The sequence below is a fragment of the Pseudoalteromonas rubra genome, assembly GCF_000967655.1.
In the GTDB taxonomy this organism is placed as follows: domain Bacteria; phylum Pseudomonadota; class Gammaproteobacteria; order Enterobacterales; family Alteromonadaceae; genus Pseudoalteromonas; species Pseudoalteromonas rubra_A.
This window is the reverse complement of record NZ_JXYA01000002.1, coordinates 1-13,122: the sequence shown is the minus strand read 5'-3', so window position 1 is coordinate 13,122 and position 13,122 is coordinate 1. Positions and strand designations below refer to the sequence as shown.

At 46.2% G+C, this 13,122-nt stretch carries 12 protein-coding genes; 10 read left to right on the top strand and 2 right to left on the bottom strand.

Features of this window, described 5'->3' with window-relative positions:
- Window positions 1–19: 19 nt before the first annotated feature.
- Both TW77_RS00975 and TW77_RS00970 read right to left on the bottom strand, forming a co-directional pair.
- Window positions 20–805, bottom strand: a complete 786-nt coding sequence (locus TW77_RS00975; protein ID WP_046003108.1) for a nucleoside-binding outer membrane protein — start codon at window positions 803–805, stop codon at window positions 20–22.
- 133 nt (window positions 806–938) lie between these two features.
- Window positions 939–2,252, bottom strand: a complete 1,314-nt coding sequence (locus TW77_RS00970) for a Na+/H+ antiporter NhaC family protein (RefSeq protein ID WP_046003107.1) — start codon at window positions 2,250–2,252, stop codon at window positions 939–941.
- 444 nt (window positions 2,253–2,696) lie between these two features.
- On the opposite strand from TW77_RS00970, the gene dapB reads away from it, so the two are divergent.
- From dapB to TW77_RS00920, 10 genes are all read left to right on the top strand, one after another.
- Window positions 2,697–3,500: a 4-hydroxy-tetrahydrodipicolinate reductase gene (gene dapB, locus TW77_RS00965; RefSeq protein WP_046003106.1), complete on the top strand. Its 804-nt coding sequence runs from the start codon at window positions 2,697–2,699 to the stop codon at window positions 3,498–3,500.
- A 206-nt stretch (window positions 3,501–3,706) separates the two neighbouring features.
- Window positions 3,707–4,843, top strand: a complete 1,137-nt coding sequence (gene carA, locus TW77_RS00960) for a glutamine-hydrolyzing carbamoyl-phosphate synthase small subunit (protein WP_046003105.1) — start codon at window positions 3,707–3,709, stop codon at window positions 4,841–4,843.
- A gap of 17 nt (window positions 4,844–4,860) precedes the next feature.
- Complete coding sequence (gene carB, locus TW77_RS00955; protein WP_046003104.1) at window positions 4,861–8,079, top strand: carbamoyl-phosphate synthase large subunit; 3,219 nt, start codon at window positions 4,861–4,863, stop codon at window positions 8,077–8,079.
- Between the two features lie 45 nt (window positions 8,080–8,124).
- Window positions 8,125–8,601 (top strand): transcription elongation factor GreA, encoded by a 477-nt coding sequence (greA, locus tag TW77_RS00950; protein WP_046003103.1) that lies wholly within the window; start codon window positions 8,125–8,127, stop codon window positions 8,599–8,601.
- A gap of 130 nt (window positions 8,602–8,731) precedes the next feature.
- Window positions 8,732–9,046, top strand: a complete 315-nt coding sequence (locus TW77_RS00945; protein WP_046003102.1) for a TraR/DksA family transcriptional regulator — start codon at window positions 8,732–8,734, stop codon at window positions 9,044–9,046.
- 13 nt (window positions 9,047–9,059) lie between these two features.
- On the top strand, window positions 9,060–9,311 hold the full coding sequence (locus TW77_RS00940) for a YdcH family protein (protein ID WP_046003101.1): 252 nt from the start codon (window positions 9,060–9,062) through the stop codon (window positions 9,309–9,311).
- Between the two features lie 541 nt (window positions 9,312–9,852).
- Window positions 9,853–10,905: a ComEC/Rec2 family competence protein gene (locus TW77_RS00935; protein WP_046003100.1), complete on the top strand. Its 1,053-nt coding sequence runs from the start codon at window positions 9,853–9,855 to the stop codon at window positions 10,903–10,905.
- Window position 10,906: 1 nt separating this feature from the next.
- Entirely contained in the window at window positions 10,907–12,208 is a 1,302-nt protein-coding gene (locus TW77_RS00930) for an ABC-three component system protein (protein WP_046003099.1), read from the top strand.
- Complete coding sequence (locus TW77_RS00925; RefSeq protein WP_046003098.1) at window positions 12,192–12,731, top strand: ABC-three component system middle component 1; 540 nt, start codon at window positions 12,192–12,194, stop codon at window positions 12,729–12,731. Before TW77_RS00930 ends, TW77_RS00925 begins: the two co-directional genes overlap by 17 nt.
- Window positions 12,721–13,122: AAA family ATPase (locus tag TW77_RS00920; RefSeq protein ID WP_046003097.1), on the top strand; the 402-nt coding region annotated here is incomplete at its 3' end. The genes TW77_RS00925 and TW77_RS00920, both read left to right, overlap by 11 nt.

Genomic DNA, 13,122 nt, shown 5'->3' with positions numbered 1-13,122 from the left:
GATCCGGCAAAAGCCTGGTTTAGAAGGTCCAGGCCAGGTGGATTTGAGGAACAGACTCGTTGGTGTCGGTGCCCAGTTTATTTTGCCAGTACTGCCATTCGATACCCAGCATCAGCTGGTTGTCGGGCATCTCCAGTGCATGACCCAGATCCCAGCGCAGAATAGGTTGCGCCAGTAGCCAGCCTTTCACATCGCCACCCAGTTCATTGTCGCGGCCTGTGATGTATTCCACGTGGCCAGTGAACTCAAACTTGTGCTCGCCAATGGTAAACGGGTAGCCCCAGGCCACATCCAGCATATAACTGTTGGTTTCTTTCGGTGCGCCACCGCCATTAAGACCGCGACTGTCGTCGATATAGCCAGTCAGGGTGGTAGAAAAGAAGCTAAACCCGTCGATATTCCAGGAAAGCTTTACGCCTGGCAGGTATTTCATCACCTTAGCATCGCCCGCGGCGTTAAAGCCCATCACAATCCCAACGTCCTGAAGCGCAGAGTCATTAAACTTCAGATCTGCCAGTTTCCCCAGGCTAAATGTGGAGTACCACTCGCCATAAAAGTCGCCATCCTGATAGCCATCGTCTAAATCATCTGTGCTGTAGTCGATAAAGAAGAAGTTATCGCCATAGCGGTAACCGGAGGCATGTTGCAAAGAATAAATCGTCTGATTGGCTTCTTGCTGGCTAAATGGGTTTTTAAACTCACCGTGATTAAGGTGAAGCTGAGTGTTGCTCCAGTCAGCCGCCGCAGCGGTACCAGCACTAAGCATAAGACTGGCAGTAAGCGCAGAAAAAAGAGGTGTTTTCATTGTTTCTCGTGTGTATGGGGTTATAAACAGCTGAATTATAAACGCAAATCAACAAACAAGGGGAATAAAAACACGCATTTTCTTGGTTTAGAACAAATAATGGCATCCTCAGGATGCCATTATCGTTTGGTGATCAGTCTTTATGACGGCGCAAACATATAACGGCAATGGCCGTAAACGCCAGAATAAAGCAGTAGAAGGACGAGGTTGAAACTTCCCAGGGACTGATCTTAAAGGTTGCGCCCAGCAATAAAGCTTGTGCGCCATAAGGCAGTGAGCCTTGCATAACACAGGCAAAAATGTCCAACAGGCTGGCTGAGCGCTTACCAGAGATCTCACCATCATCGGCCAGCTTTTTAGCAACCGGACCGGCAACAATAATACTTACGGTGTTGTTGGCGATACACAGGTTACTGGTCAGTACCAGCGCGGCAATACCCAGCTGATCGGCCACTTTTCTGTGCCATTTGGCAATGATGGCCGTGACTGCCTGGATCTTGTGAGCCAGATAATCCAGTCCACCATTGACGCGGATAAATTCAGACAAGCCACCGATGAACATAGATAACAGGAAAATTTCCTGCATATCACTGAAGCCCTTATACACGTCTTTAACGAAAGCAGCACCCTGATAATCGCCGGTGAATCCCATCAGTGCAGCGAAAATAATACCACTAAAGAGCACCACAAAGACGTTAATGCCGATCACTGCCAGCACCAAAATAAAGGCATAGGGCAGCACCAGTAGCCAGTCAAACGGCTTGGTTTCAACTGCCTGTGGCTCAGGGGTTAGGAATACCAGCAGCGCTACGGTAAGCACGGCAGCGGGCAGGGCAATTTTCAGGTTTTCTTTAAATTTGTCTTTCATTTCACAACCCTGAGTACGGGTTGCTGCGATGGTGGTATCCGAAATGATAGACAGGTTATCACCGAACATCGCACCGGAGACAATGGTACCGGCCATCAGGGCGGGATCGATACCGGTTTTGACAGATACAGCATAAGCAATCGGGCCAATCGCGCCTATGGTACCCATAGACGTTCCCATGGCAGTCGAGACCACGGCGGCAATTAAAAACAGCCCGGGTAATAGCAGGCTTGGCGGGATCAGCGATAACCCGGCATTGACGACGGCATCAACGCCGCCCGTGGCACTGGCCACCGATGAAAACGCACCGGCAAGCAAGTAGATTAAGCACATGGTAATGATGTTGCTGTGTCCGGCGCCTTTAATAAAGGTTTCAACGCTCTGGTTGATGGTGCCTTTGTTGATCCAAAACGCTACTACTATGGCGGGTAAAATGGCCACCGGTGCCGGTAGCTGATAAAAAGCATAGTCGACGCCCTGTGATTGCAGGTACAGACCTGCGCCCAGGAACAGGCCAACAAAGGTTAAAAGAGGTAGCAAAGAAAGCTTTGCTTGTGTGTGATTTAAGTGTGGCTGCATAGCACTCCCCAAAAACTAACCACAGCCAACGAGTCCATTATTAGCTGCATTTAAACTACATCGCCCGCAATAATTGAAATCGGCGAGGGCGGAAGTTTATATGGTTAGACGTCTAAAGTCCATTATGTTTCGTTATTATATTTATCTACCTATCTGAGCGCGTCGCCTTGGTCGTGAACAGCGCGCTCGATAGCGCAAAACACACCTTGAAATGGCACGCTGTCTGTATGGTTACACGCCAGTGACGAGCTCGCAAAACAGGATAGATTCGTATTATTGTCAACTGACTATGACACAGAGATAGGGTAAACTCTAGGGCACAAAATTAATCGCCCGGCATAAAAATGGGCTGATTAAGCTTATCTCTCTTGCGCTGAAAATCGGGAAAATACGTTTCCGTACCACCTTAAAGGTGGCATATCTAACACAAAGGAAAATCGTAAAATGACACAAATCGGTATTTTTGGCGCCAATGGCCGTATGGGCCTGGCGCTGATTGAAGCAGTCCAACAGTCTCAGCATTGCCAGCTTGGCAGCGCATTCGTCAGAGCGTCTTCGCCCCACCTTAACCAGTCTATTGCCACATTACAGCCGCAAGCACCCGGCGGGTCGACCTTTAGTTCTGAACAGCAACTGGACACTGAACTGGATGTATTAATCGATTTTACCCTGCCAGAGGGCATGCTTGGTCACCTGCAACAGGCTGTGGCCAACAAAACACCTATGGTGATTGGCACAACGGGCCTGAGCGCAGAGCAAATGCAGGCACTGGAAAGTGCCTCTCAGTCTATTCCGATTGTGTTTGCGCGTAACTTTAGTGTCGGTGTGACGTTAATGCTGGACCTGGTGCAAACTGCCGCGGCAAAGCTGGCCGATGAAATGGACATTGAAATTTTTGAAGCCCATCACCGTAATAAAGTCGATGCACCGTCGGGAACCGCACTGGCGATTGGCGAAGCCATTGCCGAGGCAAAAGGCTGGGATCATGACCAGGTGGCACGCTATGACAGAACTCAGGTACATGAGGCTAAAAGTCAACAAGAAATTGGCTATTCAGTGCTCAGAGCTGGCGATATAGTTGGTGAACACACGGCTTATTTTGCCACTATGGGAGAAAGGCTGGAATTAACACATAAAGCAACATCAAGATTAACCTTCGCATCAGGTGCTGTAAGGGCTGCGCAGTGGTTAAAAGATAAGCCAAACGGACTTTATTCCATGCAAGATGTGCTTGGATTGAAGAGGTAAGCTTACTATTTTAGCGTGTTCGTTAGTAAAAGTCGTCAAAAACCTTATTTTTTTATTTTTTACGTGAATTGTTAGACGAATCTAAGAAAGTGCTGTAGACTATAACGAATTTGCCAAAATTTTAATAACTGCGTGTTACCAAGCGCTTTGTAAACGGGAAAACAAGCGTTGGCTTGCTCCCGTTTTTTACTATCTAGGAGGTTAACTTGACTAAATCCGCTCTCTTAGTCCTTGAAGACGGCACTGTGTTTCGCGGTACTGCCATTGGCGCTGACGGCCTGTCCGTTGGTGAGGTAGTATTCAATACGTCTATGACGGGATATCAAGAAATTTTGACGGATCCTTCTTATGCACAACAGATTGTGACGCTGACTTATCCACACATCGGGAATACCGGTACTAACAGTGAGGATGAAGAAGCCGATAAAATCTGGGCTAAGGGTCTGGTAATTCGGGATTTGCCATTACTTGCAAGTAATTTCCGTAACGAGCAATCGTTAAGCGATTACTTAAAAGAACGCAATATCCTTGGGATTGCCGATATAGATACGCGTAAGCTAACGCGTATTCTGCGTGATAAGGGCGCTCAAAATGGCTGCATCATCGCGGGCGATGAAATTGATGAGCAGCAGGCACTGGAAGCGGCAAAAGCGTTTCCTGGCCTTAAAGGGATGGATTTAGCGAAAGTCGTAACAACAGAGCAGACTTACGAGTGGCGTGAAGGAAGCTGGACTTTAGGTCAGGGCTTTCAGACTCTAAGTGCTGAAGATGAGCAATTCCATGTTGTTGCGTATGATTTTGGTGTGAAAAAGAACATTCTTCGTATGTTGGTTGACCGTGGCTGTAAACTGACTGTAGTACCAGCAGAAACCTCCGCTGCAGAAGTACTGGCGATGAATCCAGACGGTATTTTCCTGTCTAATGGCCCTGGCGACCCAGCGCCTTGTACCTACGCAATCGATGCGATTAAAGCTTTCTTAGAAACTGATACGCCTGTCTTTGGCATTTGTTTGGGCCATCAGTTACTGGCGCTGGCATCCGGTGCACAAACGGTGAAGATGAAATTCGGTCACCACGGTGGTAACCACCCGGTGAAAGACCTGGACCGTGACGTGGTAATGATCACCGCACAGAACCACGGTTTTGCTGCGGATGAAGCAACCTTGCCAGATAACCTGCGTGCAACACATAAGTCGTTGTTCGACGGAACCCTGCAGGGCATTCATCGTACCGACAAGCCGGCCTTTAGCTTCCAGGGTCACCCAGAAGCGAGCCCGGGTCCGCACGATGCAGCACCGCTGTTCGACCACTTCATTGAATTAATGCAAGCACGTAAAGCCTAATTAGAACCGGAGTAACAATGCCAAAACGTACCGACTTAAACAGCATACTGATCCTGGGCGCAGGCCCAATCGTCATCGGCCAAGCCTGTGAGTTTGACTACTCTGGTGCTCAGGCGTGTAAAGCGCTAAGAGAAGAGGGCTACCGGGTTATTCTGGTGAACTCAAACCCGGCAACCATCATGACTGACCCGGAAATGGCAGATGCAACTTACATCGAGCCAATTCACTGGGAAGTGGTTGAAAAAATCATTGAAAAAGAAAAGCCAGATGCCGTACTGCCAACTATGGGTGGTCAGACTGCCCTAAACTGTGCGCTTGACCTGGACAAGCATGGCGTACTGGCTAAGCACGGTGTTGAGCTGATCGGTGCAACCGCAGATGCCATCGATAAAGCAGAAAACCGTGAACGTTTCGACGCGGCAATGAAGAACATTGGCCTTGAGTGTCCTCGCGCAGAGATCGCCCACTCAATGGATGAAGCGCACGACGTACTGTCGCGTATCGGCTTCCCGTGTATCATTCGTCCTTCTTTCACTATGGGTGGTACCGGTGGTGGTGTTGCCTATAACATGGAAGAGTTTGACGAAATCTGTACCCGTGGTCTGGACTTGTCTCCAACCAACGAGCTACTGATCGATGAAAGCTTACTGGGCTGGAAAGAATACGAAATGGAAGTGGTGCGTGACAAAAACGACAACTGCATCATTGTGTGTTCTATCGAAAACTTCGACCCTATGGGTGTTCACACGGGCGACTCAATCACAGTAGCACCGGCACAAACCCTGACTGATAAAGAATATCAGATCATGCGTAACGCCTCGATGGCGGTACTGCGTGAGATTGGCGTAGAAACCGGTGGTTCAAACGTTCAGTTCGGTGTTAACCCGGATGATGGCCGTATGGTTATCATTGAAATGAACCCGCGTGTATCACGCTCATCTGCACTGGCCTCAAAAGCAACCGGTTTCCCGATCGCTAAAATTGCAGCTAAGCTGGCAGTGGGTTATACCCTGGACGAGCTACAAAATGACATCACAGGCGGTGCAACCCCTGCGTCATTCGAGCCGTCAATCGATTACGTTGTGACTAAGATCCCACGCTTTAACTTTGAGAAGTTTGCCGGCGCTAACGACCGTCTGACTACCCAAATGAAGTCGGTGGGTGAGGTGATGGCCATTGGTCGTAACCAGCAAGAATCACTACAAAAAGCTCTACGCGGTCTGGAAGTAGGCGCAACAGGTCTGAACCCAATTGTGGCACTGGACGACCCGAAAGCCAAAGAAACCATCATTCGCGAGCTACGTGAGCCAGGCGCTGAGCGTATCTGGTACATTGCCGATGCAATGCGTCACGGCATGAGCGTAGAAGAAGTGTTCGAGCTGACCAAAGTTGACCGCTGGTACCTGGTTCAGATTGAAGACATTCTGAAAGACGAAGCAACCATCGCTGAAGTGGGCATGGCTGGTCTGAACAAAGACTTCCTGCGCCGCCTTAAGCGTAAAGGTTTCTCAGATCCGCGTATCGCTGAGATTGCCGGTGTATCTGAAAAAGAAATTCGCAAAAAGCGTCACCAGCTGGATATCCTGCCGGTTTATAAGCGTGTAGATACCTGTGCTGCAGAATTCAGCTCAGACACCGCTTACATGTACTCATCTTACGATGAAGAGTGTGAAGCCGCACCGTCTGACAAAGACAAAATCATGGTGATCGGTGGTGGTCCTAACCGTATCGGTCAGGGCATCGAGTTCGATTACTGCTGTGTACACGCCGCGCTGGCAATGCGTGAAGACGGCTACGAGACCATCATGGTTAACTGTAACCCTGAAACGGTTTCAACTGACTACGATACCTCAGACCGTCTGTTCTTCGAGCCAATCACGCTGGAAGACGTACTTGAAATCGTACGCGTTGAAAAGCCAAAAGGGGTAATCGTTCAGTACGGTGGTCAGACACCACTGAAACTGGCCCGTGACCTTGAAGCGAATGGTGTGCCAGTAATTGGTACTTCACCAGACGCGATTGACCGTGCCGAAGACCGTGAGCGCTTCCAGCAGCTGGTTGAGCGTCTTGACCTGCTTCAACCTGAAAACGCGACGGTAACGTCACTGGAAGAAGCGGTAGCAAAATCTCAGGAAATCGGCTTCCCGCTGGTTGTACGTCCTTCTTATGTACTGGGTGGCCGCGCGATGGAAATCGTGTATGACGAAGATGATTTGCGTCGTTACATGACCGAAGCGGTATCTGTGTCTAACGAAGCGCCAGTTCTGCTGGACCGCTTCCTGGATGACGCCATCGAAGTAGACGTTGACGCGATTTGTGATGGTGAGAACGTCATTATTGGCGGTATCATGGAGCACATTGAGCAAGCCGGTGTTCACTCTGGTGACTCTGCTTGTTCATTGCCTGCGCACTCTCTGTCTCAGGAAATCCAGGACGTAATGCGCAAGCAAGTGCGTGACATGGCACTTGAGCTGGGCGTGGTTGGTCTGATGAATACTCAGTTTGCTGTGAAAGATGGCGAGGTTTACCTGATTGAAGTGAACCCACGTGCTGCGCGTACTGTACCGTTTGTTTCTAAAGCAACTGGTGTTGCACTGGCAAAAGTGGCGGCGCGTTGTATGGTAGGCCAGTCACTGGAAAGCCAGGGCGTGACGAAAGAAGTTATCCCGCCTTACTACAGCGTAAAAGAAGTGGTACTGCCATTTGCTAAGTTCCAGGGTGTTGACCCAATGCGTGGCCCAGAGATGCGTTCAACGGGTGAAGTGATGGGTGTTGGTGAAAACTTCGCCGAAGCCTTCGCAAAAGCGCAATTAGGTGCATCAAACGCTTTACCACGTGGTGGTCGCGCGCTACTATCTGTTCGCAATGGTGACAAGGCACGTGTTGTAGAGCTGGCTAAGACCATGAAAGCCATTGGCTTTGAGCTGGATGCCACCAAAGGTACAGCACAAGCTCTGGAAGACGCCGGCATCGAAGTACGTCGCGTAAACAAGGTATTTGAAGGTCGTCCACACATTCTTGACCGCATCAAGAACGGTGAGTACAGCTACATTGTGAATACCACAGAAGGCCGTCAGGCCATCGAAGATTCGAAGGTGTTACGTCGTGGTGCACTTCAGCATAAGACTAACTACACCACTACGCTCAACGCAGCGTTTGCAAACTGTACAGCCAATGAGGCTGACGACAGAAGTTCTGTAAACTCTGTTCAGGAGCTACACCAGCGTTTGAACTAAGAAGAACAAGGCCAGGGCGCAAGCCCTGGCAATGAGTGAGATACTATGCAATCAATTCCGATGACAGTACGAGGCGAAGAAATGCTTCGTGAAGAACTGAACCATTTAAAGAAAGTCGTCCGTCCTAAGATCGTTGCCGATATCGCGGAAGCGCGTGAGCACGGCGATCTGAAAGAAAACGCCGAGTACCACGCTGCACGTGAGCAGCAGGGATTCTGCGAAGGCCGCATCCAGGAAATTGAAGCCAAGCTGTCTACATCACAGGTTATTGACGTCACTAAAATGGCAAACAATGGCAAAGTGATCTTCGGCAGCACGGTGACCATAGTCAATGTCGATACCGATGAAGAAGTGACTTACAAGATAGTGGGTGACGACGAGGCAGATATTAAAAACAATCTGATCTCGGTTAACTCGCCCATTGCGCGTGGTCTGATCGGTAAAGAACTGGATGATTCAGTGACCATTCAAACTCCAAACGGTAGCGTTGAATACGACATCATCGAAGTTGAATATGTCTAGATTTGTCTAACCTATAGCACCAAAAACCCGACCCAGTGTCGGGTTTTTTATTGCCCACTCCCTAACCTTGTGCCAGATCAAAGAGCCATAAAAGCTGCGCGTTATGATGAGTTTAACAAAGGAGAACATCATGACTGCTGACCAAATAACAAGTTTTCTCAAATCCAAACAAAATGAACTGAGTCAACGGATAGCCGCCATTGAAGCCGATTTCAAAAAGGGGCGGTCGGCCAACTTCGCAGAGCAAAACACAGAGCGCGAAAACGACGATGTACTGGATGAAATTCATCAAGAAGCCAAGCAAGAGCTGGAGATGGTCAATAACGCGATATTGCGAATAGAGCAGGGGGTTTATGGCCTGTGTCAGCACTGTGAAGAACAAATCAATCCGCAGCGCTTAAACGCTCTGCCTTACACAACGACTTGTATTAAATGCGCAAAATAGAAAGGACCATATTATGACAATTGAAAAACATGACTTACACCACGAATTTCCTGAATATAAAGACGAGATCCACCACCTGAAAATGAACGACGCGCATTTCGCTCGCCTGTTCAAGGAGTACCACGAGTGCGATCACGAAGTACATCGCATTGAAACCGGCGCAGAGAACACCTCTGATGACTATCTTGAGTCACTGAAAAAGCAGCGCCTTCATCTAAAAGACCAGCTGTTTTCTATTATTAAGAAAGCACAGACTGTTGCTTAAGTCTTAACTTGAATAAGACTTAACTTGAATAAGACTTAACTTGAACTGTCGGATTTGGCTAGTACAGCTTAATCTGACGGTTTTTTATGTGTTAAAGGCGGGGGTTTAGGTGTCAGTCGTTTGTGCTCCAAATCCAGTTAGAACAAATGCTCTTCATCGACAGCTTGCATTGAATTACCCCAAATTTGCTAATGCCACCACGCCTTGATGACTGGTCTAGATGTGTCGTAAAGAGTGCTGATGTGATGGTTTTATCAGACGTATTAAGCTTTGGTAACGTGAGGGCGGTAGTGTGCACAATCACACTTTTAGTGTCTATGACGCTCCCTTGCAACAAAGCGCGTTGTTTCTGTTGGTGCTGAGTTGGGCTAATCTATAAAGAAAGTTATTTAAATCGCTAGGTTAATCGGATTTTCCTACTGTAAACCTATTCAGTAAAATGCCAATGAAATCAATTTCAAATCGATTTCTATGAACTTTGTGGTATATTCATGCACCATTAAGTGAACAGTAAAATCGCTACTAAAGATAAGGAGTAGTTATGGGGGTTTCTGTTAGGGTTCTTGAAGCAAATCATGGAGATTGCATTTTAGTTAGTTATGAGGGTGCTTCAGGTACTACCAATATTTTAATTGATGGAGGTACATCAACGACCTTTAAATATGGTCCGAGGCAGCGTTATGCTGGGGCACTTTGCCGAGCGCTAGATGAGCTTAAAAGCAAAGGTCAGAATATTGATCTTGCGGTATTAACTCATATTGATGACGACCATATTCATGGCTTGATAAAAGCTTTTGAAGCACCTGGTTACTTATGTGACCTCGTTAAGTCTATCTGGTTCAACTCATCTCGATTGATTACACAACATTTTCGTGCTCCTGAGATACCAGAGAATAATGTTCTATTGACAGACGATTCTCCAAAAACAAGTGTCCGCCAGGGAAAAGAGCTTGAAACACTGCTTTGTGAAATAGGATGTAATCGCTCTTCTCTAGTATTAGCCGGACAAGTCCATACTGTTGGCCCGTTCACATTGAAAGTTTTGTCTCCCGAGCGAAGTCAGTTAGAGAGGTTATTACATAAATGGCCTTCTGAAGTTGAGTCAGGTGCTACAGCTGCTCACGACAATGATTATGCTCTTTCTCTAGAAGAAATTTGGGCAGCAGACGAATTTGAGTCAGATTCATCCGTTTACAATGGCAGTTCAATCGCTTTTTTGTTGGAAGTAGATAATACAAAAATGCTCTTTCTTGGAGACGCTCATGACCAAGTCGTAGTGGAGCGTCTCAAAGAACTAGGCTTTGATGAGACAAATAAGCTTCACCTTGACCTTGTGAAGGTTTCACATCATGGTAGCCAATATAATACTAGTTCTGAGTTTCTTTCCTTACTCCAATCATCTCGTTACGTAATTTCGACCAATGGCTCGAAGCATGGCCTGCCAAACAAAAGAACCATCGCCAGGATTATCAAGGATACAGACGGTCAGATTTGTTTCAATTACAGCGATGTGATCAAACCATTGCTCTTAGACCATGAAATACAACACTATGGCTCTCGACTAGAAGCGCTGGATGAGGAGATCCAACTTTAACATGACAGTCTCTGAAATCATTAAGTCATACTGTGTCAAAGTGAATGGTGGTAGTGGCGTATTAGTAAACGCAATTACACGAGAGTATTCTTATGTACTAACTGCTGCGCATGTAATTCCTGAGAATCAGGATGAAATTGTTGTTAACGATTATCAAAATAATCGACTTGCCGTTTTATCTGTGCTGATTCCTCCGGAGTGGGATGAATCAGAGCCAGACCGTTATGATTATGCAATTTTAAAAGTAGATTATCAGGAACGATTAGCACAAAAATGCGCACCTGCTTCAGACTTAACTGAACTTGCCCCACTTACCCTTGTAGGCTTCCCGATAACAGAGAGAGACTCCTCGGATCCTATTAAAGAATATACAGGTCATAAGATTAGTGTGGCTAATGACCTCATTATTATGTTTCTTGATGGTGGACCTGGAACAACAACGATTAGAGGTATGTCTGGTGGTGGTGTTTATCATATTAAAGAAGAGAAACCATTGCTCGTTGGTGTTGAGTTTCAAATGGATGGTACTGGTAGCGAGCAACAGTATGGTCGTGCTCAGTGCCACAGTCTAGCAAGGTTCGAAGAATTAATTGCTGCGTATTCAAGCGCACCAATGATCCCCGCCTATTTGGAGTGCTTTTCAAATATGCGAGACAGGATATTCACGTTTAATGTTATTGATCAAAATAACGTATCTAACCTTAAACTAGAGCTTGGGAGAGCAGCAGACTATTTAATCAATACTGATTTGGTTCCACCTTATAAAGTAATGGAACGATATCATTCAGATCTTTTAGTCGATCCTAGCAATATTGGGGAACTTAAAACCTATGAATTGTGGGTGGCATATTTGGAGTTCTTAGTGATTAGTGTGTTGATTGACCAATCAGCTGGGGCTGATGATGCTTATCTGAAAGGTTTAGAACGGAAGCGTCGGTTGATATATACAAGCAATGGCACTAATTGGGTCAGTCGCTTGGAAGACTTATTAAAAACTGCTCGCAGGCTTTTAGATAAAGATGGGACTTTGATAGTTGCTTCTCCTGAACCAGCAGCAAGGGTATTGCCGCCATCATTTAGACTAGAGAACGTTATAAGTAACATTTCTATTGTGCCAAATCAGGGGCCATTTCCTGTTATTGATTCATCAGAAAGTGCGATCTTAACAAGCTTTAAATTGACCCATTTAGAAGGTCTTCGCCAAAAATGCGTAGTAGATATTGAAGATGAATATCCAAACTTACAATCAGGTAAGTCGCAATCGGATTTGTTGAGAGAAAAGCTAAGTGAAATTATTAATTAAAGAAATTGACCTAGGATTTTTATCTAACCAACATGAAAACATTCAGTTTTATATGCTTCGTTCTGATGATCGTCTTTCTTTTATATCTTGTATTGTATGCGTATGTGAAACGGCATATGACATCATAGAAAATTGGCGATCTATCCAAAATATGATGGCCGTCTATCATCAACACTCAGGTGGTTTTGATGCCTGGAACATGTATTTGGCGTTTGTTTCTGTTGAAAGCATTCCCGTATGGGAAAAATATGAAATCGAAAATAACAAGTTTTCTGCGCGTAAAATAGTACTGGATGATTTTCAAGAAATCCCAGACATTGAACAGTTAATTATTGAGCTAGAGAAACAGTTATTGGGTTCAGATCTAACACTTGAAAGTCGATCATTCCAGCTAGATGAAGATTTACCGTATCTAGAAAACTACTATCGTGGCGCTCCTTTAGATTCTAAAAGCGAGTCTAGAGATAAGCGAGCATTGATGATCGATAAAATAATTGAAAGTTTGAACAGTAATGAAAATTAAAAAAGTTGAGATTGAGGCGTTTCGAGCCTACCAGTTAAAGTCAGATGGAACTTTTGATTTTACAAATGATGGAGAAGAGCCTGCTAACTTTGTTGCGCTCTATGCTCCAAATGGCTTTGGGAAAAGCTCTTTTTATGATGCAGTAGAGTGGGCTGTTACCAATCATTTAGAAAGGCTTGGTGGAGAATATAATAAAGCAAATAATCAAAGCGCAGCTAAATCGACAAAGAACCCGAATGAAGGGCTAAAAATTCTACGTAACAAGTATGTAGATGAAAGAGTAGACACCAAAGTTGTAGTATCCACCAACGGTAAGAACACCTTTGAACGTAAGCTTCCGAAGCTTCGTAAGAATCAGATCGATATGCGTATAGAGCTGGACCCCATTGGT

Coding starts and splice junctions, on each gene's coding strand:
- dapB (WP_046003106.1), top strand. CDS start 2,697: ATGACACAAATCGGTATTTTTGGCGCCAATGGCCGTATGGGCCTGGCG.
- TW77_RS00970 (WP_046003107.1), bottom strand. CDS start 2,252: ATGCAGCCACACTTAAATCACACACAAGCAAAGCTTTCTTTGCTACCT.
- TW77_RS00930 (WP_046003099.1), top strand. CDS start 10,907: ATGACAGTCTCTGAAATCATTAAGTCATACTGTGTCAAAGTGAATGGT.
- TW77_RS00975 (WP_046003108.1), bottom strand. CDS start 805: ATGAAAACACCTCTTTTTTCTGCGCTTACTGCCAGTCTTATGCTTAGT.
- TW77_RS00945 (WP_046003102.1), top strand. CDS start 8,732: ATGACTGCTGACCAAATAACAAGTTTTCTCAAATCCAAACAAAATGAA.
- carB (WP_046003104.1), top strand. CDS start 4,861: ATGCCAAAACGTACCGACTTAAACAGCATACTGATCCTGGGCGCAGGC.
- TW77_RS00940 (WP_046003101.1), top strand. CDS start 9,060: ATGACAATTGAAAAACATGACTTACACCACGAATTTCCTGAATATAAA.
- TW77_RS00935 (WP_046003100.1), top strand. CDS start 9,853: ATGGGGGTTTCTGTTAGGGTTCTTGAAGCAAATCATGGAGATTGCATT.
- greA (WP_046003103.1), top strand. CDS start 8,125: ATGCAATCAATTCCGATGACAGTACGAGGCGAAGAAATGCTTCGTGAA.